Here is a 24,504-nt window from a genome sequence, read left to right as displayed (position 1 = left end):
CTATGTGCCGTTCGTGCAAGGCTGCTATGCAGGCGCCATGCATAGGCGCGCCACACGCGGAGGGCTAGAGTGGCACCAAACCAGGAGACAGCCATGCCTATTCGGATGCGCCGCCGCGCCCTGCTGGCGCTGGCCGCCACGGTCCCGTTCGCTGCCTGGGCCGCCTTTCCCGACCGGCCCTTGCGCCTGGTGGTGCCCTTTCCGGCGGGCGGCGCGGCCGACCTGATGGCGCGCGGGCTGGCCCAGCACCTGGGCGAGCAGCTGGGACAGCAGGTCGTCATCGACAACCGCGGCGGCGCCGGCGGCACGCTGGCGGCGGAGATCGTGGCGCGCGCGCCGCCCGACGGCTACACCCTGCTGTTCGCGACGATGGGAACGCAGGCGATCAATCCGGCCCTCTATCCGAAGCTGCGCTACGACCCGTTGAAGGACTTCGCGCCCATCGCGCTCACGCACATCACGCCTCGCGTGCTGGTGGTCCCGGCCACGGTGAGGGCCAACAGCGTCGCCGAACTGGTGGCACTGGCCAAGGCCAGGCCGGGCCAGATCAGCTACGGCTCGGCCGGCAACGGCAGTTCCAGCCATCTGTCGGGTGCGCTGTTCGAGAGCCTGGCCGGCGTCGACATGGTGCACGTGCCGTACAAGGGCAGCGCGCCGTTGCTGACCGACCTGCTGGCCGGCCGCATCGATGCCACCTTCGACTCGTTCACGGTGTACGAGGAGCACATCAAGTCCGGGCGGGTGCGGGCGCTGGCCGTCACCTCGCGCACGCGGATGGCGGCCTTGCCGCAAGTGCCCACGCTGGCCGAAGCGGGACTCGCGGGCTATGAGGTCTCCAACTGGCTCGGCGTGCTGGCGCCGGCGGGCACACCCCGCGAAGTCGTCGCCGGCCTGCATGCGGCCGTGGGCCGGGCGATGGCCGACGCCGGCATGAAGCGGCAGCTCGTCGCGCTGGGCATCGAGCCCGCGAGCTCGACGCCGGAGGAATTCGCGGCCCTCATCCGCAGCGAGATTCCCAAGTGGGCGCGCATCGTCAAGGCGTCCGGCGCCAAGGTCGAATGAGCGCAGCCCCGCGCCGCCGCGAGCTTGTGCAGCTCGGCGAGGCCCGCATCGACGTCATCGTCGAGGGCGGCGGTCCCGCGCTCGTGCTGCTGCCTTCGTCGCTGCGCGATTCGGAGGACTTCGACGCGTTGGCCGCACTGCTGGCCGCCGAGGGCTTCCTGGTGCTGCGTCCGCAGCCGCGCGGCATGGGCCACAGCAGTCCGCCCCCGGCCGGGATGACGCTGGAGACGCTGGCCGATGATGTTGCCGCCGTGATCGCCCGGCTCGCGCCCGGCCCCGCCGTCGTGGTCGGGCACGCCTACGGACACTGGGTGGCGCGCGTCACCGACCTGCGCCATCCGCAGCAGGTGCGCGGCGTCGTGGTGCTGGGTGCGGCCGCGCGCGAGTTTCCTGCGGGGATGGCCGAGGCGCTCGCGGTCGCTTCCGATCCGCAGCGGTCCGAGGAAGAGCGCCTTGCTGCATTGCGCGTTTGCATGTTCGCGCCGGGCAACGATGCGCGCAGCTGGCTGCAAGGCTGGTACCCGCAGTGGCGGACGGCCTACCGCGAAGCGAGCCAGCGGCCGCCCAGGGAGAACTGGTACTCGCGCTGCAACGCCCCGCTGCTCGACCTGCAGGGCGCACAGGACCCTTGGCGACCGCCCGCCACGCGCGGCGAACTGGCCGACGCGCTCGGGGCCAAGGTCACGGTGCGCGAGATCGCGAACGCCGGCCATGCGCTGGTGCCGGAACAGCCGCAAGCCATCGCGCGTGCCATCACCGATTGGGTGCGGCGGCTCGATAATCCGGCCTGATGCACAAAGCCAGGGCCACCGAATTCGAACTGCAGATCGCGGCCGACCTGCAGAAGTGGCGCTCGTTCGTCGCCATCGGGGAACTGGGCAGCCTGACGCGGGCGGCGCTGTTCCTCAACACCAACCAGTCCTTCCTGAGCCGGCAGGTCAATGCCCTCGAGCGCGAATGCGGGGCGCGGCTGTTCAACCGCACCGGCCGCGGCGTGGAGTTGTCGGACGCGGGGCAGCGCCTGTTTCCGCGGGTCAAGGATTTGCTGGAACGCGCCCAGGCGCTGGAACGGGAGATCCGCGCGGACCTGCGCGAGCCGGTCGGCACCGTCACGCTGGGCAGCCTGCCTTCGATCGGCACCATCCTTGCCGGCCGCCTGTTTGCCGAAGTCCGCTCGCTGCTGCCCGGGGTCAACCTGAAGGTGCTGGAGGGCTCCAGCGGCCAGGTGGAGGAGTGGCTGACCGACGCCCGGGTCGACATCGCCATCCTGTACCGCTACACGCCGAACCTGCCGGAAGGCGAGGAGAGCCTGGCCATCGTGGACAGCTACCTGATCGGTCCGCGGGGCGACGCGGTGACGGGTGGCGGGGAAGTCCCCTTTGCCCGCCTGGACGGCCTGCCTTTCATCCTGCCGGGGGCGCCCAATGGGCTGCGCACGGCCCTCGACGCGGGCGCGCGCCAAGCGCGCATCGCGCTGGCGCCGGTGATCGAGGCCGACTCATTGCCGCTGCAGAAGCAGCTGAGCGCGCAGGAGGGCCTGTACACGGTGCTGCCGCTGCACGCGGTGTGGCAGGAGGTCCAGGAGGGCAAGCTGCAGGCCGCGCGCATCGTCGAACCGCCTTTCCAGCGCACCGTGGCGATGGCCTTCTCCAAGGCAAAAGGGCCGTCGCGCGCCGTGACGGCGGTGGCGGGTCACCTGGTGCGCATCGTCGGCGAGATGGCGCAGCAGGGGATGTGGCGTTCCTGAGCGGGCTTCAGCCCGCCATGTGGTCCCACTTCTCCTCGGGCAGCGCCGCCAGCGCCTTGTGCACCTGCTTCAGCACGCCCTGCGCCGCTGCCCATTCGATGTGCTGGCGCAGGCGGGCGCGCTTCTGCAGCGGCGGCGTCATGGTCCATTCCTGGGCGGTGCCGGGGAAGGGGACCAGCTGCGGCGTCTTGTTCGGAAGATAGTCGTACAGCTTCTTCCAGACCGAGGGCTTGGGGCAGATGCGGTTGTTGCGCCGGATCAGTTCCAGCACGTCGACCAGCGTGACTTCGCCCGGGGGCGCGCGGGACTGCTCCTCCTGCAGGGCGTGGAACAGCCCCCAGGCGGTTTCGGAGTTCTTTTCCAGCACTTCGACACCGGGCGTCGATGTCGGGCCGGGGCGGGGTTTCGCCCTGGGACTGCTCATTGTTCTGCTCCAGCGTCGCTGGCTCCCAGCGCGTGTGCGCGAATGTAACGAGCCCGCCTGCCGCTGGGAAGCGCCGCCGTTCCGCTCGCGCCGCCTTGGTGCCATGCGGTAGCGCGCGGCGGACGAACGGGCGTCCGGCGGTGACGAACGCGGCGACCCGTGGCCTTTTAGCGTAAGTATTTCCCGTTGCCGTCCACCATCGTGATCTCGACGAAGCTGGAGCCATGGCGCTGCTGCGCGCCATAGGCGAGGCGGTAGCCGCCGATGTCCACGTCGTTCATGCGGTCCAGGGCCGCCGTCACCGCCGCCGGCGTGGGCTTCGGCCCGCTGCGTCGCAGGACCTCCACCAGGATGCTCGCATTGAGGTAGCCCCACATGCGGTCATAGGTCGGCTCCAGCCGGGCCGCCGCCATCGCGGCCGCGAAGTTGCGCGTGAGCGGCGTGGTCTGCCGCATGGGGTAGGGCACCACTTGCGTGAAGGCCATGCCGCGCGCCGCTGGTCCCAGGCTCTCCACCAGCGCGGTGGTGCCCGCCAGCGAGAGCGCGTAGACCGGAACTCGCGCGGCGGACGAGCGCGTTTTCATGAAACCCAGCACCGCTGCACCTGCCGCCAGCAGCAGGATGGCCTGCGGCTGCGCCTTCGCGACCTGCATCCACGCGGCGTCGGCGTTGGAGCCGTCCGGCTTCAGCGCCACGGCCGCGGCGATCGTCACCTTCGCCTGGTCGGCCACCGCCTGCACCTGCGGCAGCATGTAGCGCCCCAGCTCGTTGTCCTGGTAGGCCACGGCGAGGTGGCGCGTGTTGATCGTCGCGAGGTTCTGCACCATGGCCGTCACCTCGTCGCGCAGGCTCGCCGTGGTGGTGTACAGGCCCGGCTGGCCGCGCAGGTTGTCGGCGCCGTTGTAGACGCCGATCAGGGGCACGCGGCGCGCATCCGCGAGCGGCAGCGCCTGCGCCAGGCCGGGCACGAAGGCATAGCCGAACAAGGCCGAGAGCGAAGGATCGTCGAGCAGCGTGCGCGTGTGTTCGACCGTCTTGGCCGGCTGCGCGCCGTCGTCGAGCGTGACGAGTTCGATGGGCGCGCCATGGACGCCGCCGCGCGCGTTCACGCCGGCCAGCAAGGCCTTCTGGCCTTCGGCGATCGGTTGCACGACGGCGCCGAGCGGGCCGGTGAGCGGCAGCACCTGGCCGATGCGCACGCCGGTGGCGGCGCGGGCGGCCAGCCACGGCGTCGTGGCGGCCAAGAGCAGGGCGCGCCGCGTGGAGCGAATGTTCGAGAGTCCCAACGATGCCTCCAGGTTGTGGTTCGATGACTCAACCGTAGGATTTGCAGGCTTGGCGCGGCCCCCCCGGAACGAGGGGGATCGGGTTGACCCTGAGGAGCGCGGGCGGCGCCATCGCGCCGCTGGTTTCGGCATACTTCGCGCGGTGCGCGCGCTCGAACACATCGTGGTCCTCTTCGTGGCGGCCGTGCTGCTCGCTGCCGCCGCGCGGCGGGCAGGCGCGCCGTATCCCGTCTTCCTCGCGATCGGCGGCGCGCTGCTGGCGCTGGTGCCGGGCGCCCCCAGTCCCTCCCTGCCGCCGGAACTGGTGCTGGCGCTCTTCGTCGCACCCATCCTGGTCGATGCCGGCTACGACGCTTCGCTGCGCGACCTGCGTGACAACTGGGCGCCGCTGGTCAGCCTGGTGGTCGTTGCGGTGCTGCTCACGACGGCGGCCGTGGCCGTCGTCGCGCACGCACTGGTGCCGGGCCTGCCCTGGGCCGCGGCCATCGCGCTGGGCGCGATCGTCGCGCCGCCCGATGCGGTGGCAGCCACTGCGGTGCTGCGTCCGCTGCGGCCGCCGCAGCGCATCCTGGGCATCCTGGAAGGCGAGAGCCTGCTGAACGACGCCAGCGCGCTCCTGATCTACCGGCTGGCCGTCGGTGCCGTGGCGGCGGGCAGCTTCTCGCTGCAGACGGTGGCGCCGACCTTCCTGCTCGGCGTGCTGGGCAGCCTGGTGGCCGGCCCGGTGCTGGGCATCGTGGTGCAGCGCCTGCTGGAGCGGGTGCAGCACATCCCCACCGCGATCATCATGCAGTTCGTGGCGACCTTCTCGGTCTGGATGGTGGCCGAACACGTGGGGCTCTCGGGCGTGCTCACCACCGTGTGCTTCGCGATGACGCTGGGCCGCACGGCGCCTGCCCGCACGCCGGCGCGCATCCGCGTGCCCACCAACGCGGTGTGGGCCACGGTGATCTTCGCGCTGAACATCTTCGCCTTCATCTTCATCGGCCTGCAGATCCGGCCGATCCTGGTGGAGCTGGCGCCGGCACAGCGCACGCAGTACCTGCTGGTGGCGGCCGCGGTGCTGGCCACGGTGATCCTGGTGCGCATCGTGTGGCACATGACCTTCAACGCCGGCATCCGCTGGCGCGACCGCCGCTTCGGCTTCCATCCGCCGCGGCCCATGCTGCAGGCCAGCGTGGGCAGCGGGCTGGTGATCTCCTGGGCCGGCATGCGGGGGATCGTCACGCTGGCCGCGGCGCTGGCGCTGCCCGCGGGCTTTCCGGCGCGCGACCTGATCGTGCTGACCGCCTTCTCGGTGGTGCTGGGAACGCTCCTGATCCAGGGCCTCACGCTGAAGATGCTGCTGCGCGCGCTGGACCTGCACGACGGCGACCCGGTCGCGCGCGAGGAGCACGCGGCGCGCCGCCGCCTCATGGAGGCCGCATTGGCGCAGCTGCCCGAGGGCCGATCGGCGGCGGCGGACCTGGTCCGCAAGGAGATGAAGCTCTGGCTGGGACAGATCCATCGGGAGGAGGGGGAGGGTCCGCACGCCGCCTTCGGCGCCGACTACTACGCAGCCTACCGGGCGGCCTTGCGCGGCGCGCGCGAGGCGCTGCTGGCCATGCGCGAAAGCGGCGACATCGGCGACGACGCCTTCCACACGCTGGAGAACGACCTGGACTGGATGGAGGCCTCCGATCCGCTGCGGGCGGCGAATGCGGATGCGACGCAGTAGGCGCGCATGACAGCGCAGCACCTCGTCCTGCTCCCCGGCCTGCTGTGCGACGAAGCGGTGTGGACCCGCCAGCGTGCGGGTCTCGCGCCGGTCACCACCTTCGTTCCCTCCTACTCGGACCTGCGAAGCATCAACGCGATGGCCCTGAGCGTCCTCGCACAGGCGACTAGCCCTCGGTTCGCGCTGGCGGGCCACTCCATGGGCGGCCGGGTCGCCCTCGAAATCCTGCGGCTCGCGCCGCAGCGGGTGGAGCGCGTGGCGCTGCTCGATACCGGCATGGATCCCATCGCCCCGGGCGCAGCCGGCGAGCAGGAGCGCGCGGGCCGGCTTGCGCTGCTGGAGAAGGCGCGCCGGTCAGGAATGCGCAGCATGGGCGCCGAATGGGCGCGCGGCATGGTCCACCGGTCCCGTCTGGACTCGCCGCTCTTCGAGGACATCCTGGCGATGATCGAGCGCCAGACGCCCGCGACCTTCGAGGCGCAGATCGAGGCGCTGCTCACCCGGCCCGATGTGCGTCCGGTCCTCGAGGGGCTGCGGTGCCCGGTCCTGCTGGCCTGCGGACGCCAGGATGCCTGGAGTCCCCTCGCGCGGCACGAGCAGATGCAGGCGCTGTGCCCGGGCGCCCGGCTGGTGGTGATCGAGGACAGCGGGCACATGAGCCCCATGGAACAGCCGCAGGCGGTGACGGCGGCCCTGGCCGCCTGGCTTGCGCAAGGCTGAAGGGTCCCAGGAAAAAGGGCCTGCAGTTGCCTGCAGGCCCTTGGTGATCCTGGTGCCGGAGAGAGGAATCGAACCCCCGACCTTCTCATTACGAATGAGCTGCTCTACCGACTGAGCTACTCCGGCGAAGCCTCGCATTATAGCGAACTGGGCGGGGCTATTGCCCGTGGTAGCCCGTCACCCGCTCCACCTCGTTCTTCGACCCGAGGATCACGCTGACCCGCTCGTGCAGCTGCTTCGGCTGGATGTCCAGGATGCGCTGCCTGCCGTTGGTGGCCAGGCCGCCGGCCTGTTCGACCAGCCAGCCCATGGGATTGGCTTCGTACAGCAGGCGCAGCTTGCCCGGCTTGTTCGGCTCGCGCTTGTCCCAGGGATAGAGGAAGACGCCGCCGCGGCTCAGGATGCGGTGCACGTCGGCCACCATCGAGGCGATCCAGCGCATGTTGAAGTCCTTGCCGCGCGGGCCTTCCTTGCCGGCCAGGCACTCGTCGATGTAGCGTTTCACCGGGGCGTCCCAGTGGCGCATGTTCGACATGTTGATCGCGAATTCCTTGGTGTCCTCCGGAATCCTCACGTCTTCCTGCGTCAGGACGAAGGAGCCTTGCTCGGTGTCCAGCGTGAACATCGCGACGCCGTCGCCCACCGTGAGCACCAGCGTGGTCTGCGGGCCGTAGATGCAGTAGCCGGCCGCCACCTGCTTGTGGCCGCACTGCAGGAAGTCCTGCTCGCTCACGCCATGGCCGTGGCCGTTCTCGGTCTTCTTCAGCACGCTGAAGATGGTGCCGATGCTCACGTTGACGTCGATGTTGGAGGAGCCGTCGAGCGGGTCGAACAGCAGCAGGTATTCGCCCTGCGGGTAGCGGTTGGGCACCACGTAGATGCCTTCCATTTCCTCGCTGGCCATGGCCGCCAGGTGGCCGCCCCACTCGTTGGCTTCGATCAGCACCTCGTTGGCGATGATGTCCAGCTTCTTCTGCACCTCGCCCTGCACGTTGTCGGTGCCGGCCGAGCCCAGCACCTCGCCGAGCGCGCCCTTGGTGACGGCGTGGCTGATGCCCTTGCAGGCGCGCGCCACTACTTCGATCAGCAGGCGCAGGTCCGAGGGGATGCGGTTGTGGACGCGTTGTTTCTCGACGAGGTAGCGCGTCAGGGAGATCTTGGAGCTCATTGAAAGGTCAGTGCAGTTCGAAAGCGGGGAGTTTGCGGGCCACGGCCACGTTCTTCAGCGTCGCGAAGACCGGCAGGCCGTCCTTGAATTTCGGGTAGTCCTCGCCCTGGATCAGCGGGCGCAGGTAGCGCTTGCAGGCTTCGGTGATGCCGAAGCCGTCGTCGCTGATGAACTCGCGCGGCATGAACTTCTCGACGTTGGCGACGTCCGCCAGTTTCGCCATGCCGATGCGGTACTTGTAGGGCGTGTCGCTGGTGCGCTCGATGGTGGGCATCACGGCGTTGTGGCCCTCGAGCGCGAGCTTCACGGCGGCGGCGCCGACCTCGTAGGCTTGCTTCGCATCGGTCTTCGACGCGATGTGGCGGGCGGCGCGCTGCAGGTAATCGGCCACCGCCCAATGGAATTTGTACTTCAGCGCGCGGTTCACCATGCCGGCCACCACGGGCGCCGCGCCACCGAGCTGCGCATGGCCGAAGGCGTCCTTGCTGCCTTGCTCGGCGAGGAAGGTGCCGTCCGGATGGTGGCAGCCTTCGGAGACGACCACGGTGCAGAAGCCGTGCTCCTGGACGAGCGCGGCGACACGGTCGGTGAACTTCTTCTCGTCGAAGGGAATCTCGGGGAACAGCACGACGACCGGAATGCCGTGGTCCCCGATCAGCCCGCCGGCCGCGGCGATCCAGCCGGCGTGCCGGCCCATCACCTCCAGCACGAAGACCTTGGTCGAGGTCTTGGCCATGGAGCGCACGTCGAAGGAGGCTTCCAGCGCCGACACCGCCACGTACTTCGCCACCGAGCCGAAGCCCGGGCAGCAGTCGGTGACCGGCAGGTCGTTGTCCACGGTCTTGGGCACGTGGATCGCCTGGATCGGGTAGCCCATGCTCTCCGACAGCTGGCTCACCTTGAAGCAGGTGTCGGCCGAGTCGCCGCCGCCGTTGTAGAAGAAGTAGCCGATGTCGTGCGCGCGGAAGACCTCGATCAGCCGCTCGTACTCGCGCCGGTTCGCCTCCAGCGACTTGAGCTTGTAGCGGCAGGAGCCGAAGGCGCCGGACGGCGTAAAGCGCAGCAGCGCGATGGCGGCGGCGCTTTCCTTGCCGGTGTCGATCAGGTCCTCGGTGAGGGCGCCGATGATGCCGTTGCGGCCCGCGTAGACCTTGCCGATGCGGTCCTTGTTGGCCCGCGCCGTTTCGATCACGCCGGCGGCGCTGGCATTGATGACGGCCGTGACGCCGCCCGACTGGGCGTAGAAGGCGTTCTTCCGTGCCGCCATGGCCGCATCAATCCGCCAGGGCGCGCGTGACGACCTCGCGCACGTCGTTGCTCAGGTCGGGCTTGGCGGCGACGCGGGCAATGGCTTCGCGCGCGGCGCTGCGCTGCGGCTCGGCCAGCTTCTTCCAGCGGTCCAGTGCGCGCGCCAGGCGGGCGGCCACCTGCGGGTTGATCGCGTCGAGCTCGATCACGCGGTCGCTCCAGTACACGTAGCCGGCCGCGTCGGCGCGGTGGAAGCCGCCCGGGTTGGCGCTGCAGTAGCTGAAGATCACGCTGCGCGCGCGGTTCGGATTGCGGATGTTGAAGTCCGCATGCGTCATCAGCTGCTTCACGATCGGCAGGATGTTGCCGCCGCGGTCGGGTGCGCCGGCCTGCAGCGCGAACCACTTGTCCAGCACCAGTGGTTCGTCCTTGAACATGGCGTGGAAGCGCTGCAGCGCCTGCGGCGCCAGGTCGCTACCGGCTGTCACCAGCGCCGCCAGGGCGTTGAAGCGGTCGGTCATGTTCGACGCGTCCTTGAAGCGCTGGTAGGCGCGGCCCGGCCACACCGTGTCGCCGCTCGAACGTGCGGCGATGCACAGGTGCGCCAGCGCTAGGCCGGCCAGGGCGCGGCGGCCGCTGGAGACCGGATCGGGGCTGTAGGCGCCCAGCACCTGGTTGCCTTCGAAGACACGCTCCCAGTCGGCGTGCAGCGCGGTGGCGAGCTGCTCGCGCATCGCTTCGCGCACCGCGTGGATGCGCTGCGGGTCCACCACGTCCAGCTGTTCCGCGATGTAGGTCTCGGCAGGCAGCGTCAGCACCAGTTCCTTGAAGGCGGCATCCAGGTCGGGATGGCGCAGCACGCTGCGCATCGCGTCGAGGTAGGCCTCGTCGAGGCGCCAGCTGTCCTTGCCGCCGTCGCCGCGCACGAAGGCGAGGGCGCGGCTGGTGGCCAGGCGCTGGCCCGCTTCCCAGCGGTTGAACGGGTCGGTGTCGTGGGCCAGCAGCGTCAGCAGCTGGCGGTCGCTGTAGTCGTACTCCAGGATCACCGGCGCGCTGAAGCCGCGCAGCAGCGAAGGCACCGGCTCGCTGGTGTAGCCGGGGAAGGTCAGCGTCTCGCTGGCCTGCGTCAGCACGTGCATGCCGCCGGTGAGCTCGCGGCCTTCCGCGTCCAGCAGGCCCAGGCCCACCGGGATCACGAAGGGCAGCTTGTCCGGCTGGCCCGGCGTGGCCGCGCAGCTCTGGGCCAGCGTCACCTTGTACATGCCGGTGCCGGCGTCGAACTCCGTCGTGACCTTCACGCGCGGCGTGCCGGACTGGCTGTACCAGCGCTTGAACTGGTCGAGCTTCTGCGCGAGCTGCGACTCGGGGTTGGCGTCGGCGATCGCCTGCGCGAAGTCGTCGCAGGTCACGGCCTGGCCGTCGAAGCGCTGGAAGTACAGCGACACGCCCTTGGTAAAGCCTTCACGTCCAACCAGGGTCTGCATCATGCGCACGACCTCGGCACCCTTCTCGTAGATGGTGACCGTGTAGAAGTTGTTGATCTCCAGGTACTGGTCGGGTCGCACCGGGTGCGCCATCGGGCCGGCGTCTTCCGGGAATTGCGCGGTGCGCAGCACGCGCACGTCTTCGATCCGCTTCACGGCGCGGGCCGAGGGCGAACCGGACAGGTCCTGGCTGAACTCCTGGTCGCGGAAGACCGTCAGGCCTTCCTTCAGCGACAGCTGGAACCAGTCGCGGCAGGTGATGCGGTTGCCGGTCCAGTTGTGGAAGTACTCGTGGCCGACCACCGACTCGATGTTGGCGTAGTCGGTGTCGGTGGCCGTCGCCTGGTTCGCCAACACGTACTTGGTGTTGAAGATGTTCAGGCCCTTGTTCTCCATCGCGCCCATGTTGAAGTCGCTGGTGGCGACGATCATGAAACGTTCCAGGTCCAGCGGCAGGTTGAAGCGGGCTTCGTCCCAGGCCACCGAGGCCATCAGCGAGTTCATCGCGTGCTCGGTCTTGTCCAGGTCGCCGGCGCGCACGTAGACCTGCAGCAGGTGTTCCTTGCCGTTGCGGGCCGTGATGCGCTGCTCGCGGCACACCAGCTGGCCGGCCACCAGCGCGAACAGGTAGCTGGGCTTGCGGAAGGGGTCGACCCAGCGGGCGAAGTGGCGGCCGTCGTCCAGCGTGCCTTGCTCCACCAGGTTGCCGTTGGACAGCAGCACCGGGTAGCGCTTGGGGTCGGCGCGCAGGGTCACCGTGTAGCTGGCCATCACGTCGGGACGGTCCAGGAAGTAGGTGATGCGGCGAAAGCCCTCGGCCTCGCACTGCGTGAAGAAGGAATCGTTGCTGACGTACAGGCCCATCAGCTTGGTGTTCTTGGCCGGATAGCAGGTGGTGAAGATCTCCAGCTCGAAGGGCTCGTTGCCCTCCGGCAGGTTCTCCAGCACCAGCTGGTTGTCCTCCATCTTGAAGGACGTGCCCTGGCCGGCGACCAGCACGCGCGACAGGTTCAGTTCCTCGCCGTCCAGGCGCAGCGCCTGCGGCGGCACGTCCGGGTTGCGGCGGATGCGCATGCGGTTCAGCACGCGGGTCTTGGCCGGGTCGAGGTCGAACACCAGTTCGACGGCGTCGATCCAGAACGCCGGCGGCTGGTAGTCGCTGCGGTAGATCACTTTGGATTGGCCTTCACGCATGCAGGTTCTCCAGGAAGTTCGTTTTCGTGAGTTGTTCGAAGTCGCGCACCTGCGCGACGACGTGCGGCCCGGACAGTTGTTCCGGGCTGTGGGTGCTGCAGATGGCGACGGCGCGCATGCCCGCGCGCCTGGCCGCCTCGATGCCGAAAGGTGCGTCCTCGAACACGATGCACTCGGCCGGCGCGATGCCGACGCGGCGCGCCGCTTCGAGGAAGAGGGCGGGCTCGGGCTTGCCGGGCAGGCCTTCGTCGCCGCCGACGATGGCGTCGGGCGCGTGCGCCAGCTTGAGGTGGCGCAGCACGTAGGCGATGTTGTGCTTGTCGCCGGCGGTGGCGACGGTGATCTTCAGTCCTTGCGCGCGGGCCTGCGCGGCGAAGGCACCGAAGCCCTTCACCTCGCGGAACTCGCGGGAGAAGGCTTCGCGGTAGATCTCTTCCTTCTGCGCGATCAGTTCCAGCGCCCGGTCTTCGGGCGTGTCGGCGCCGAACAGCTCGCGGATGCACTCCACGCCGTTGCGCCCGGTGGTGCGGCGAAGGATCTCGGCGACCGGCATGGTGTTGCCGTGCGAGCGCGCGAAGTGCTCCCAGGCACGCGCATGGGCCGGCATGGAGTCGACCATGGTGCCGTCCATGTCGAACACCAGGGCGCGCGTGGCCTTCATACGCCCTGCTTCAGCGAAGCTTCGATGAAGGCATCCAGGTCGCCGTCGAGCACTTTCTGCGTGTTCGAGATTTCGACGTTGGTGCGCAGGTCCTTGATGCGGCTCTGGTCCAGCACGTAGCTGCGGATCTGGTGGCCCCAGCCGACGTCGGTCTTGCTGTCTTCCAGCTTCTGCTGCGCTTCCATCCGCTTGCGCATCTCGAAGTCGTACAGGCGCGAGCGCAGGCGCCGCCACGCCACGTCACGGTTCGAGTGCTGCGAACGGCTGTCCTGGCACTGCACCACGATGCCGGTCGGGATGTGCGTCAGGCGCACCGCCGAATCGGTCTTGTTGATGTGCTGGCCACCCGCGCCGGAAGCGCGGTAGGTGTCGGTCCGCACGTCCGCCGGGTTGATGTCGATCTCGATCGAGTCGTCGATCTCCGGGTAGACGAACACGCTGGCAAAGCTGGTGTGGCGGCCGCCCGAGGAGTCGAAGGGCGACTTGCGCACCAGCCGGTGCACGCCGGTCTCGGTGCGCAGCAGGCCGAAGGCGTACTCGCCCTCGATCTTGAGCGTCGCGCCCTTGATGCCCGCGGTGTCGCCCGGCGTCTCGTCTTCCACGGTCGTCTTGAAGCCCTTGCGCTCGGCGTACTTCAGGTACTGGCGCATCAGCATCGACGCCCAGTCGCACGCTTCCGTGCCGCCGGCGCCGGCCTGCAGGTCGAGGAAGCAGTTGTTCGGGTCGGCCGGCTGGTTGAACATCCGGCGGAACTCCAGCCCCTCGACGATCTTGGCGAGCTTGGCGCCTTCGGCCTCGATGGTCTGGAGGCCGGCTTCGTCGCCGTCCTCCTTGCTCATCTCATAGAGCTCGAGGTTGTCCGACAGCTCGCTGTCGAGGTTCTGCAGGCCGAGGACGATCTCGTCCAGCTGCTTCTTTTCGCGGCCCAGTTCCTGGGCCTTCTTGGGATCGTTCCAGACCGCCGGGTCTTCCAGCGATGCGTTGACCGTTCTCAGCCTCTCCGACTTCTGATCGAAGTCAAAGATACCTCCGGAGGTCCGCGGTGCGGGCCTGCAGGTCGGTCAGGGTGCTGCCGATCAGGTTGATGCGTTCTGCGTCCATTTTGTGCTGCTTCCTTCTGAACTGCGCATTTTCGCATGCCGCCTGATGCCGGGGTCGGACTACGCCGCAGCGGCTCCCGGCAGCGGCAGGTAGAGGATGAACTCCGAGCCCTGTCCCAGCTCGCTCACCACCTCCAGCCGGCCGCGGTGCGCCTCGACGATCTGGCGCGCGATGTAGAGGCCCAGTCCCAGCCCCGGCACGGCGGCCGAGCCTTCGGTGCGTTCGAACTGCCTGAAGATGCGCTCCTGGTCCGCCGGCGCGATGCCCATGCCCTGGTCCTTCACCGAGACCAGCGCACGGCCCTCGCCGGCGCTCACGGTCACGGCCACCGGCTTGCCGTCGCCATAGCGCAGCGCGTTGGTCAGCAGGTTGGTGATCACCTGCTCGATGCGGAACTCGTCGCCTTCGAGCAGGAGTTCGGCGGGCGCCTCCAGCGTCACCGCGATGCCCGCGGGCGCGGCCTGCTCGGAGATCGCTTCGACCACGCGGCGGCCCAGCTCCGCCAGGTCGAAGGGCTTGGGGTCCATCGCCAGGCGGCCGGTGCGCAGGCGCGAGACGTCCAGCATGTCGTCCAGCAGCCGGATCATGCTGCGGATCTGGCGCTCGTCGCGCTCCACCATCCGCAGCATCGTGGCGCGGTCGGGCGGCGTGGGGCCGCTCATCATCTTGCGGCGCAGCTGCGCCTGCAGGTAGACCGAGTTCAGCGGATTGCGCAGTTCGTGCGACACCATCGACATGAAGTCGTCGCGCATGGTCACGGCGCGCTCCAGCTGCGCCTGGATGGTCTGCAGCTCCAGCCGCTGGCGGAACAGGTCGACGAACACGTTGACCTTGCTGCGCACGGCCATCGGGTCGAGCGGCTTGTAGAGGAAGTCGACCGCGCCGGTCTCGTAGCCGCGGAAGGCGTAGTTCAGCTCGCGGCCGGCGGCGCTGACGAAGACGATCGGGATGTTGCGGGTGCGCTCGGTGCCGCGCATCAGTTCGGCCAGCTCGAAGCCGTTCATGGCCGGCATCTGCACGTCGAGGATGGCCAGGGCGAACGGGTGCTCGAGCATCAGCGAGAGCGCTTCGTCCCCGGAACGCGCCTGGAAGATGCGGCGGCCGGGCTGGCGGATCAGCGCCTCCAGGGCGACGAGGTTCTCCTGCAGGTCGTCGACCAGCAGCACGTTGACATCGGAGGAGGGGGCAGGGCTCATCAGCGGACCACAGTTTGCAGCAGGCTGCGCAGGCCCGCCAGGGGAAGCACGAAATCGGGGTCGGCGGCAGCGATCGCCGCCTGCGGCATGGTGGCGTGTTGCGCCTCCTGCGGGTCCTGCACGGCGGTCATGCCGCCCCGTGCCTTGATCGCGGCCAGGCCGCGGGCGCCATCCTCGTTGGCGCCGGTCAGCACCAGGCCGGCCACCTCCCCGCCGTAGGCGTCGGCGCAGGACTCCATCAGCACGTCGATGGAGGGGCGCGAGAACAGCACCGGCGGGTCGCAGCTCAGCGCGAAGGTGCGGTCCGCCTCCACCAGCAGGTGGTAGCCGGGCGGCGCGAAATAGAGCTTGCCGGAGCCGACCGGCGCGCCGGGCTGCGCCTCCTGCACGTCGATGGCCAGCCGCGAGGCGAACACCTCCACCAGCCGGCTCTCGTGGTCTTCCGGCAGGTGCAGCACGATCATCACGCTGCCGCGGAACGGCGCCTGCAGGCCGCCCAGCAGCGTGAAGAGCGCGTCGATGCCGCCGGCGGACGCGCCGATGGCCACCGCCTCCACCGAGGCACTGAAGTTGCGCGGCAGCGTCGTCCTCATGGCTTGCGGCGGTAGATGCGCTCCGGCCGGCTGACGGACTCGAAGCGGTCGGCATAGGCGGAGAAGTCCAGCGTCTCCTTGGAGCCCAGCCCGAGGAAGCCGCGGTGCGACAGCGAATCGTGGAACAGGCCGAGCGCGCGGTCCTGCAGCTTGCGGTTGAAGTAGATCAGCACGTTGCGGCAGGAGACGAGCTGCGTCTCGGAGAACACCGCGTCGGTGGCCAGGCTGTGGTCGGCAAACGTGATGCTGTCGCGCAGCGACTTGTCGAACAGAGCGCCGCCGTAGGCCGCCGTGTAGTAGTCGCTGAAGCTCTTCGTCCCGCCGGCCTTCTGGTAGTTGCGGGTGAAGGCCTGCATGCTGTCCAGGTTGAAGATGCCGGCGCGCGCCTTGTCGAGCGAGGCGTGGTTGATGTCGGTGGCGTAGAGGATGGTGCGTTCCAGCAGGTCCTCTTCGCGCAGCAGGATCGCCAGCGAGTAGGGCTCCTCGCCGGTGCTGCAGCCGGCCACCCAGATCTTGATGGACGGATAGGTGCGCAGCACCGGCACCACGTGGCGGCGCAGCGCCAGGAAGTAGGCCGGGTCGCGGAACATCTCGCTCACCGGGACCGTCAGGTACTGCAGCAGCACGGCAAACTCCGCGGCGTCGTGCAGCACGCGCTCCTGCAGCGCCGAGATCGAGCCCATGCCCATGCGTGTCTGCGCCTGCAGCACGCGCCGCTTCATCGACGCCGGCGCGTAGTCGCGGAAGTCGTGGCCGTAGCGCAGGAACACGGCCTCGATCAGCAGCCGGATCTCGATGTCCGCAAGGGACGTCAATTCAGGCGCTCCATCTTCGGCATCCACACCCGCATCAGCGAGAACAGGCGCTCCAGCTCGATCGGCTTGGCCAGGTAGTCGTTGGCGCCGGCGTCCAGGCAGCGCTGCTGGTCTTCCTTCATCGCCTTGGCGGTGACGGCGATGATGGGCAGCTTCTGCCAGCGCGGGTCCTTGCGGATCTCGCGGGTGGCGGTGTAGCCGTCCATCTCCGGCATCATGATGTCCATCAGCACCAGGTCGACGTCGGCCCCGCCGTTGCGCAGCTTGTCCAGCGCCTCGATGCCGTTGCGCGCCACTTCCACCGCGGCGCCCTTGTGCTCCAGCGCGCTGGTGAGGGCGAAGATGTTGCGCATGTCGTCGTCCACCACCAGGATGCGCCGGCCCTCGAAGGCCTTGTCGCGGCTTCGGGCGGCGCGCAGCATCTTCTGCCGCTCGGCCGACAGCTGCGTCTCCACCCGGTGCAGGAACAGCGTCACTTCGTCCAGCAGCCGCTCCGGCGAACGGGCGCCCTTGATGATGATCGAGCGCGAATAGCGCATCAGCTCCGCTTCCTCGTCGCGCGTCAGGTTGCGGCCGGTGTAGACGATCACCGGCGGGAAGGAGCGGCTTTCGCCCGAAGCCATGCGCCGCAGCAGTTCCTGGCCGGTCATGTCGGGCAGCTTCAGGTCGATGATCATCACGTCGAACACCGAATCGGCGAGCGCCTGCAGGGCCTGCTTGCCCTCGGACACCGGCACGATCTCGACGTCGCCGTCGCCGATCAGCTTCATCACGCTTTCCTGCTGGCGCGCATCGTCCTCCACCAGCAGCACGCGCTTGACCTTCTGGCTCAGTTTCGACTCGAGCCGGGCGAACACTTCCTGCAGCTCCTCTCGCGTCGCCGGCTTGCGCGCGTAGCCCACCGCGCCCAGGTGCATGGCCGCCTCGACCCGGTCCTCCACCGAGATGACGTGCACCGGCACGTGGCGGGTGCGCGGGTCTTCCTTCAGCTGCTGCAGCACCGAGAGGCCGGTGTCGTCGGGCAGGCGCATGTCCAGCAGCACGGCATCGGGCACCTGCTCCAGCGCGAGCTGCACGCCCTCGTCGGCCTGGTGCGCCACCAGGCAGCGGTAGCCGAGTTCGTGCGCCAGGTCGAACAGGATGCGGGCAAAGGGCTCGTCGTCTTCCACCACCAGCACCGTGCGCTCCGCGCCGGTGGGCGTATCGCGGTCGTCGGCGAAGGCGGGCGCCTTGGCCGGTCGCGGAGAGGCGGTGGGGGCCGGCGCCGCGGCTGGCCGCGGACGCGCCGGCGCGGCAGCCTGCACCGGCGCGTCGCGCTGCGACGGCGGCACCATCGCCACCGGCTCCATAGCCTGGCTGGCCTTGTATTCCAGCGGCACGATCACGGTGAAGGTGCTGCCGACGCCGGCCGCGCTGTTCAGGGTGATGTTGCCGCCCAGCAGGCGCGCCAGGTCGCGCGAGATCGACAGGCCCAGGCCCGTGCCGCCGAAGCGGCGGCTGACGGTGCCGTCGGCCTGCTGGAAGGCCTCGAAGATCAGTTCCTGCTGCGACGGGTCGATGCCGATGCCGCTGTCGCGCACTTCGAAGGCGAGCGCATCGGTGCCGCTGCGCGTGACGTGCAGTGCCACGCTGCCCCGCTCGGTGAACTTGACGGCGTTGGCCAGCAGGTTGCGCAGGATCTGCTCCAGCCGCTGGCGGTCGGTGTAGAGCGTGCTCGGCACGTCGGAGGCGACCAGCAGCTCCAGCTGCAGGCCCTTGCGCCGCGCGAGCGGCTCGAACATGCCTTTCAGGCCTTCCGCCACGGACTGCACCGGCACGAGCTCGGCGCGCACGTCCAGCTTGCCGGCCTCGACCTTCGCGATGTCCAGGATGTCGTTGATCAGGTTCAGCAGGTCGTTGCCGGCCGCGTAGATCGAGTCGGCGAACTTGACCTGCTCCTCGCTCAGGTTGCCTTCGGCGTTGTCCGCCAGCAGCTTGGCCAGGATCAGCGAGCTGTTCAGCGGCGTGCGCAGCTCGTGCGACATGTTGGCGAGGAACTCCGACTTGTAGCGGCTCGCGCGCTGCAGTTCGGTGGCGCGTTCCTCCAGCGCCCGCTGCGCCTGCTGCAGCTCGTCGCGCTGGTTGGCGAGGCGCTCGGCTTGCTCGCCCAGCTGCACGTTCGTCTGTTCCAGTTCCGCCTGCTGGCTTTCCAGGTGCGCCTGCGATTCCTTCAGCGCGCGCGACTGCTCCTCGAGTTCCTCGTTGGCGGTGCGCAGTTCCTCCTGCTGCACCTGCAATTCCTCGTTCAGCTGCTGCGTTTCCTCCAGCACGTCCTGCAGGCGCTTGCGGTAGCGCGCCGACTCGATGGAGGCACCCAGCACCGTGCTGGCCGACGCCACCAGCTGGCCGTCGCGTTCGTCCAGCGCCCGCATGAAACCCAGCTCCAGCACGCCGACCAGGCGGCCCTCGTGTTCGATGGGCGACAGCAGCACCGAGCTGGCGGTGGCGCTGCCCAGCGCGGAATTGACCTGCAGGTAGCCGGGCGGCACGTCGGACAGCGTGAGCTGGCGGCGCTGCGTGGCGGCCTCGGCCACCAGCGTGCGACCGGCGGGCAGGCGCTCGCCGTGGGCGGCCGCCTCGGGCGCCCAGCCCCAGGTGGCGGCGCGCACGAAGCCGCCGCCTTCTTCCGCCGTGTAGACGGCGCCGACGGCGATGCCCAGGTATTGCGACAGCGACTCCAGCGCGCCGTGGCCGACGCCGGCCAGTTCCTGTTCACGCGCCAGCCGCTCCGAGAGCTGCGACTGACCTTCGCGCAGCCACGCCTGCGCCGCCAGGATGTCGGCTTGCCGCTTCTGCTCGCCCAGCGCCGACTCGAACGTGTCCGAGAGCTTCAGCAGGTCGACGCGGCCGCGCCAGGCCAGCAGGCCGCCGACGGCGATCATGAACAGCACGAAGGCCGTCATGGTGGTCCAGGTGTTGCGGTTGGCCGTGTCGGTGCGGTCCTGGCGCAGGCGCCGTTCGGAGGCGACGAAGTCGTCGAACTCCTCGCGCACCGCGTCCTTCAGCTGCTTGCCCTGGCCGGCGCGGGAGGCGGCGTTGTAGGTGGGATCGCTGCGCTTGGCGGCCACGCGTTCGTCGGCCACCTTGTTCCACTGCTGCTGCAGCGACTGGATGCGCTCCAGACGCTGCACCTGCGGCGGGTTGTCGGCGATCTGGCCCTTCAGCCGCTCGAGCTCCGAGCGCAGGTCGGTGCGGTTGCGCTCCAGCGTTTCGAGGAAGCGATCGTCGCCCGTGAGCAGGAAGCCGCGCACGGAGGACTCGAGTTCCAGGTCCAGCTTCTGCACCGCGTAGGCCCGGGCCAGCACCTGGTCGGTGTGCTCCACCCAGCGCATGGCGTCCATCAGGTACAGCAGCAGCGTGACGAACAGCGCGGCGCTCGCCAGGCCCAGCACCAGAGGCAGGGCGACGTTGCGGGCGAGGATGCGGCGAAAGCCGGTGGGATCGGAGGGGTTGGCGGCGGATGGGCTCATCGACGGTCGGCCGGTAGGCAAGCCGTCGAGTTTGCCGGAGCGCTCCTAACTCAGGCGTAGGAAAACGCCCCGTCGCGCGGGCCGCCGCCCGCGCAGCGTCAGCGGGTGGAGCCGCTGATCCTGGCCTGGGCCGCGCCCAGCTTGGCCTGCGCCGTGCGGCTGCCGAGCGTGGCGGCACGCTGCAGCCAGCGCACGGCCTGGTTCGGGTCCTGGCTGACCGTGCTGCCTTCGAGGTAGGCGACGCCCAGGAAGTAGCTCATCTCCATGCGACCGAAGCGGATGCCTTCTTCGGTCGACTTGCCCGAGCGCTTGACGATCATGGGCACGTCGCCGGCGCCCTGGGCGAAGCTCTGCATCTGGTCGATGATGCGGCCGAAGAAGCGGTCGCGGGCGCCGGCGGCGGCCTGGCGGTCCGGCATCGTGGCGACCAGTTCGTCGGCCAGGATGGGCAGCACCTCGAAGGGCGTCATGCCGCCTTGCATGCGCGGCGAGTACCAGGCGCGCAGCATGGCCTTGTCCAGCGGCATCAGGCCGTCGACCTTGGTCGGGAAGTACGAGAGAACCGTCTTGCCGCCCGGGTGGCCGCGCACGCCCATGACGTGCATGGACTCGTGGTAGGCGCAGCGCCAGGCGTCGCGGCTGCGCATCTGCATCGCGGCCGAGTCGATCCGGGTCTCGTTCTGGAAATTCAGGTAGGTGACGCAGGGCTGGTTGTCTTCCAGCATGGTGTCGGGAACGATCTCGACACTGATGTTGGCGACCTGCGCCGCGTTGGTCTGGTCGCTCACGTCGATGAGCTTGACACCGGCTTCGCCGGCCACGGCCCTCAAGGCCTGCAGCGTGTGCTGCTTGTGCTGGGCGAGGTTGACGCCGTAGATGCGGACTTTCATGTCCTGTTCCCAGCGCACCAGCCGCGTCGGCGTGCCGCTCTGGTGCCAGAGAACTTCCCACATGGTGCCGAGCCCCTGCTCGAACTCATCCGACTGTGCGAAGGCTGGGCTCAAGGCCGCAGCCGATAGAAGGGCCACCACACCCGACTTCCACATAGCGACTCACCCTCCGATCGAAGATGTCTGACTATGAGGTAGGACGGCTCCTACGACAAGTGGTGTTACCAGCGTGTGGTTTCGTAGCACGACCCCAACTGGGAAAATTCACGCTTTCAGGGAATCGATGACTGGCCCAGGAACTCCTCGATCAGCCGGGCTACCTGCTCCGGCTGGTCGTGATGCAGCATGTGCCCGGCCTCGGTGACCTTGCCCACGCGCACGTTGGCCACCGACTTCAGGCGCTCGTGGTATTCGTCCAGGGTGTAGCGGCCCTTCCACCACTGCGTCAGGCTGTCGTCGCTGGCTTCGACCGCCAGCAAGGGGGCGGTGATCGCGCGGAAGACCTCCAGCACCTCGTCGACGCGGTACAGGCTGGCGTTGACGATCTTGTGGGCCGCATCGCCCAGGATGTGCCAGCGGCCATCGGCCTCCTGCCGCGCCCAGTGCGGCGCCAGCCAGTCGGCCTTGTCCTGCGCCAGCCGCTGGTTGGTTTTCATGAGCCGGGCCGCCACCCCGGCGACGCTGTCATAAGACTTGAGCGCCATCTCGCCGCGGTGGTAGGCCTTGAGTTCGTCCATCCATTTCGCGTACCGGCCCGGCGCCTGGTCCGGGCGGGTGGCGGCCATGCCGAAGCCCTCCAGGTTCACCAGCTTGCGGATGCGCTGCGGCCGCGAGCCGGCATAGATCATCGCGATGTTGCCGCCCATGCTGTGGCCGACGAGGTCGACCGGCTGGTCACGCGCGTAGTGATCGAGCAGGAAGTCCAGGTCGGCCAGGTAGTCCGGATACCAGTAGTTGTCGGTGTGCGGGGTCTCGGTCAGGCCGTAGCCGCGCCAGTCCGGCGCGATCACGTAGTGGTCGCCGGCCAGGGCGTCCACCACGAACTGCCAGGACGCCGCCACGTCCATCCAGCCGTGCACCATGAACAGCGGCGTCTTGCCGGGACCCGGCTCGCCCCAGAGGCGGACGTGGTAGCGCAGGTTGCGGATCGGGACAAACGCGCTGCGGCAGGCTCTTCGGGCTTGGTACATTGGCTCGACTATAGGAGACGAGCCGGATGTCAGTCAGTCAAGGCAGGGACAACTGGGCGGCGCTGCACGGCCGCTTCGGCTGGCAGGTGCCCGCGCAATTCAACATCGCCGAGGCCTGCTGCGGCCGCTGGGCGCGCAAGCCGGATGCGGGCGATCGCGTCGCGATCATCGACCACGGCAGCGGCGAGCATTTCACCTATGCGCAGCTGCAGCGCGAAGCCAACGCGATGAGCAACCTGCTGCGCGCGCTGGGCGTGCAGCGCGGCGACCGCGTGGCTATCGTGATGCCGCAGCGCTTCGAGACCGCCATTGCCTACATGGCCGTGCTGCAGCTGGGCGCGGTGGCCATGCCGCTGTCGATGCTGTTCGGCCCCGAGGCGCTGGAGTACCGGCTGCAGGACAGCGAGGCGGTGCTGGCGATCTGCGACGAGAGTTCGATCGCCAACATCAACGAGGTGCGGGCGGAGTGTCCGCTGCTGCGCGGGGTGATCGGCGTCGGCGTGGATGCGGACCTGCGCTGGGAAGCGCAGCGCCGGGAGCTGGCCGAGGAGTTCACGCCGGTGGCGACCAAGGCCGATGAAGGCGCGGTGCTGATCTACACGAGCGGCACGACCGGGCCGCCGAAGGGCGCGCTGATCCCGCACCGGGCGCTGATCGGCAACCTGAGCGGATTCGTGTGCAGCCAGAACTGGTTCGGCTTCGGCGCCGGCGGCGACAGCGCGGCCATCTTCTGGTCGCCGGCCGACTGGGCCTGGACCGGCGGCCTGATGGACGCCTTGCTGCCCACGCTCTACTTCGGCCGCACCATCATCGGCCACAGGGGCCGCTTCAGCCCCGAGCTGGCCTTCCAGCTGCTGCAGCAGCACGGGGTGACGCACACCTTCCTGTTCCCCACCGCGCTGAAGGCCATGATGAAGGCCTACCCGCGGCCGCGCGAGCAGTTCGCGTTGCAGCTGCAGGCGATCATGAGCGCCGGCGAAGCGGTCGGCGACGCGGTGTTCGCGTATTGCCGCGACCAGCTGGGCGTGGTGGTCAACGAGATGTTCGGCCAGACCGAGATCAACTACGTGGTGGGCAACTGCGCCAACCAGTGGCCGGCGCGGCCCGGCAGCATGGGCCGGCCTTATCCGGGCCACCGCGTCGCGGTGATCGACGACGAGGGCAAGGAATGCACGCCCGGCGTGCCCGGCGACGTCGCGGTGAACCGCTACGACGTGCACGGCGACCCCGACCCGATCTTCTTCCTCGGCTACTGGAAGAACGAGGAGGCCACGCGGCGCAAGTACACCGGCGACTGGTGCCGCACCGGCGACCTGGCCACGCGCGACGAGGACGGCTACCTCTGGTACCAGGGCCGCGCCGACGACGTCTTCAAGGCGGCGGGCTACCGCATCGGCCCGAGCGAGATCGAGAACTGCCTGGTCAAGCATCCCGCGGTGGTGAACGCGGCCGTGGTGCCCAAGCCCGATGCCGAGCGCGGCGCGCTGGTGAAGGCCTACGTGGTGCTGGCGCCGCAGGCCGTGCAGGCACGCGCGGACGGGGGCGACGCCAGCCGCTTCGACGCCGCGTTGGTGGCCGAGCTCCAGCTTCATGTCAAAGGCAAGCTGGCGCCCTACGAGTACCCGAAGGAGATCGAGTTCATCGAGGCGCTGCCCATGACCACCACGGGCAAGGTGCAGCGGCGCGTGCTGCGCCTGCGGGAAGAGGAGCGCGCCCGCGCCGGTATTGGACCTTAGGCGCATTGCGGCCGGGGAGGGCCGGGGGCTAAAACGGCAGGGCTGAAGCTCCACGGACCTGCCCATGAGTGAACTCACACTCGACCCCGACGCTGCCGTCGAACCGCCTCGCGAGGGCGTGCTGAATCCGGTCGACCGCCTCTCCGAATTCCTGTTCGGGCTGCTGATGGCCCTCAGCTTCACCGGCGCCGTTGCCGTGGCCAGCGCCGGCAAGGCGGAAATCCGCGAGCTGTTCATCACCTCCTTCGGCTGCAACCTGGCCTGGGGCCTGGTCGACGCCGTCATGTACATCGTGCGCACGGTCACGGACCGCGGCCGGAACTACACGCTGGCGCGCGGGGTGAAGGCAGCCGCCACCGCGCAGGAAGGCCGTGCCCTGATCGAAGCGTCGCTGTCGAAGACGGTCGCGGGCCTGGTCTCGCCGGCGGAACTGGAGGGCATCCGTGGCCGCATCGTGGCGCTGCCTTCCGTGCCCGAGCGGCCGCGCATCCATGGCGAAGACCTGCTGGCTGCGCTCGCGGTATTCCTGATCGTCGTGGCGTCGACCTTCCCGGTGGTGCTGCCCTTCGGCGTGATGCAGGACGTGGGCCTGGCCAAGGACGTCTCGCGTGGAATCGCGGTGGTGCTGCTGTTCCTGGGCGGTCTCGGCTTCGGCCGCTATGCCGGCTACGGCAGCTGGCGCTCGGGTTTCATCATGGCCGCCGTCGGCACGCTGCTGGTGGGCGCCATCAAGGCGCTGGGCGGCTGAAGACGAACAAGGAGG

General features: G+C 69.1%; 20 protein-coding genes and 1 tRNA gene. 7 read left to right on the top strand and 14 right to left on the bottom strand.

The window, feature by feature from the left end; translation table 11 throughout:
- Positions 1-93: 93 nt before the first annotated feature.
- Genes LZ009_RS16175 through LZ009_RS16165 form a run of 3 tightly spaced genes read left to right on the top strand, consistent with a single transcriptional unit; the run spans position 94 to position 2,809 of the window.
- Positions 94-1,062, top strand: a complete 969-nt coding sequence (locus LZ009_RS16175; RefSeq protein WP_275698979.1) for a Bug family tripartite tricarboxylate transporter substrate binding protein — start codon at positions 94-96, stop codon at positions 1,060-1,062.
- On the top strand, positions 1,059-1,853 hold the full coding sequence (locus LZ009_RS16170) for an alpha/beta fold hydrolase (protein WP_275698978.1): 795 nt from the start codon (positions 1,059-1,061) through the stop codon (positions 1,851-1,853). Before LZ009_RS16175 ends, LZ009_RS16170 begins: the two co-directional genes overlap by 4 nt.
- Positions 1,853-2,809 (top strand): LysR family transcriptional regulator, encoded by a 957-nt coding sequence (locus tag LZ009_RS16165; RefSeq protein WP_275698977.1) that lies wholly within the window; start codon positions 1,853-1,855, stop codon positions 2,807-2,809. The genes LZ009_RS16170 and LZ009_RS16165 overlap by 1 nt, the downstream gene beginning before the upstream one ends.
- Positions 2,810-2,816: 7 nt before the next feature.
- Here the strand turns inward: LZ009_RS16165 and LZ009_RS16160 are convergent, their stop codons facing one another.
- The gene (locus LZ009_RS16160; RefSeq protein ID WP_275698976.1) at positions 2,817-3,233 is read right to left on the bottom strand and encodes a hypothetical protein; all 417 of its coding nucleotides are present in this window, start codon (positions 3,231-3,233) and stop codon (positions 2,817-2,819) included.
- Between the two features lie 167 nt (positions 3,234-3,400).
- Positions 3,401-4,519: an ABC transporter substrate-binding protein gene (locus LZ009_RS16155; protein ID WP_275698975.1), complete on the bottom strand. Its 1,119-nt coding sequence runs from the start codon at positions 4,517-4,519 to the stop codon at positions 3,401-3,403.
- A 142-nt stretch (positions 4,520-4,661) separates the two neighbouring features.
- Between LZ009_RS16155 and LZ009_RS16150 the strand changes: the two genes are divergently transcribed.
- Both LZ009_RS16150 and LZ009_RS16145 read left to right on the top strand, forming a co-directional pair.
- Positions 4,662-6,236 (top strand): cation:proton antiporter, encoded by a 1,575-nt coding sequence (locus tag LZ009_RS16150; RefSeq protein WP_275698974.1) that lies wholly within the window; start codon positions 4,662-4,664, stop codon positions 6,234-6,236.
- 6 nt (positions 6,237-6,242) lie between these two features.
- Complete coding sequence (locus tag LZ009_RS16145) at positions 6,243-6,956, top strand: alpha/beta fold hydrolase (protein ID WP_275698973.1); 714 nt, start codon at positions 6,243-6,245, stop codon at positions 6,954-6,956.
- A 50-nt stretch (positions 6,957-7,006) separates the two neighbouring features.
- On the opposite strand, the gene LZ009_RS16140 is transcribed toward LZ009_RS16145, so the two are convergent.
- The 12 genes from LZ009_RS16140 to LZ009_RS16085 all read right to left on the bottom strand — a co-directional run bounded on the left by LZ009_RS16140 (position 7,007) and on the right by LZ009_RS16085 (position 22,005).
- A tRNA-Thr gene (locus LZ009_RS16140) sits at positions 7,007-7,082 on the bottom strand.
- A gap of 31 nt (positions 7,083-7,113) precedes the next feature.
- A complete protein-coding gene (locus LZ009_RS16135) occupies positions 7,114-8,124 on the bottom strand; it encodes a class 1 fructose-bisphosphatase (protein WP_275698972.1) in 1,011 nt (336 codons plus the stop codon).
- Between the two features lie 7 nt (positions 8,125-8,131).
- Positions 8,132-9,391, bottom strand: coding sequence for a 6-phosphofructokinase (locus LZ009_RS16130; RefSeq protein WP_275698971.1), 1,260 nt, complete (start codon positions 9,389-9,391; stop codon positions 8,132-8,134).
- A 7-nt stretch (positions 9,392-9,398) separates the two neighbouring features.
- On the bottom strand, positions 9,399-12,050 hold the full coding sequence (pepN, locus tag LZ009_RS16125) for an aminopeptidase N (RefSeq protein ID WP_275698970.1): 2,652 nt from the start codon (positions 12,048-12,050) through the stop codon (positions 9,399-9,401).
- On the bottom strand, positions 12,043-12,711 hold the full coding sequence (locus LZ009_RS16120) for an HAD family hydrolase (protein WP_275698969.1): 669 nt from the start codon (positions 12,709-12,711) through the stop codon (positions 12,043-12,045). The genes pepN and LZ009_RS16120 overlap by 8 nt, the downstream gene beginning before the upstream one ends.
- Positions 12,708-13,812 (bottom strand): peptide chain release factor 2 gene (gene prfB / locus LZ009_RS16115; RefSeq protein WP_275698968.1). Its coding sequence is split into 2 segments (ribosomal slippage): positions 12,708-13,730 and positions 13,732-13,812, totalling 1,104 coding nucleotides; the frame shifts between segments, so codons are not numbered across the junction. The genes LZ009_RS16120 and prfB overlap by 4 nt, the downstream gene beginning before the upstream one ends.
- A 59-nt stretch (positions 13,813-13,871) precedes the next feature.
- On the bottom strand, positions 13,872-15,008 hold the full coding sequence (locus tag LZ009_RS16110) for a hybrid sensor histidine kinase/response regulator (RefSeq protein WP_275698967.1): 1,137 nt from the start codon (positions 15,006-15,008) through the stop codon (positions 13,872-13,874).
- Entirely contained in the window at positions 15,008-15,601 is a 594-nt protein-coding gene (locus tag LZ009_RS16105) for a chemotaxis protein CheB (RefSeq protein WP_275698966.1), read from the bottom strand. The genes LZ009_RS16110 and LZ009_RS16105 overlap by 1 nt, the downstream gene beginning before the upstream one ends.
- Complete coding sequence (locus LZ009_RS16100) at positions 15,598-16,416, bottom strand: CheR family methyltransferase (RefSeq protein ID WP_275698965.1); 819 nt, start codon at positions 16,414-16,416, stop codon at positions 15,598-15,600. The genes LZ009_RS16105 and LZ009_RS16100 overlap by 4 nt, the downstream gene beginning before the upstream one ends.
- On the bottom strand, positions 16,413-19,925 hold the full coding sequence (locus tag LZ009_RS16095) for a response regulator (protein WP_275698964.1): 3,513 nt from the start codon (positions 19,923-19,925) through the stop codon (positions 16,413-16,415). The genes LZ009_RS16100 and LZ009_RS16095 overlap by 4 nt, the downstream gene beginning before the upstream one ends.
- Before the next feature lie 98 nt (positions 19,926-20,023).
- Complete coding sequence (locus LZ009_RS16090) at positions 20,024-20,929, bottom strand: hypothetical protein (RefSeq protein ID WP_275698963.1); 906 nt, start codon at positions 20,927-20,929, stop codon at positions 20,024-20,026.
- 158 nt (positions 20,930-21,087) lie between these two features.
- Positions 21,088-22,005 (bottom strand): alpha/beta fold hydrolase, encoded by a 918-nt coding sequence (locus LZ009_RS16085; protein ID WP_275698962.1) that lies wholly within the window; start codon positions 22,003-22,005, stop codon positions 21,088-21,090.
- A gap of 26 nt (positions 22,006-22,031) precedes the next feature.
- Here LZ009_RS16085 and LZ009_RS16080 point away from each other — a divergent pair, with 26 nt between their 5' ends.
- Together LZ009_RS16080 and LZ009_RS16075 are read left to right on the top strand one after the other, a co-directional pair.
- Positions 22,032-23,741, top strand: coding sequence for an acetate--CoA ligase (locus LZ009_RS16080; RefSeq protein WP_275698961.1), 1,710 nt, complete (start codon positions 22,032-22,034; stop codon positions 23,739-23,741).
- A 64-nt stretch (positions 23,742-23,805) separates the two neighbouring features.
- Positions 23,806-24,489, top strand: coding sequence for a hypothetical protein (locus LZ009_RS16075; protein WP_275698960.1), 684 nt, complete (start codon positions 23,806-23,808; stop codon positions 24,487-24,489).
- Positions 24,490-24,504 lie beyond the last annotated feature (15 nt).

The organism is Ramlibacter paludis (assembly GCF_022012305.1).
Classification (GTDB): domain Bacteria; phylum Pseudomonadota; class Gammaproteobacteria; order Burkholderiales; family Burkholderiaceae_C; genus Ramlibacter; species Ramlibacter paludis.
Note: the sequence above shows the minus strand (reverse complement) of the source record. Positions and strands in the feature narration are given on the sequence as shown.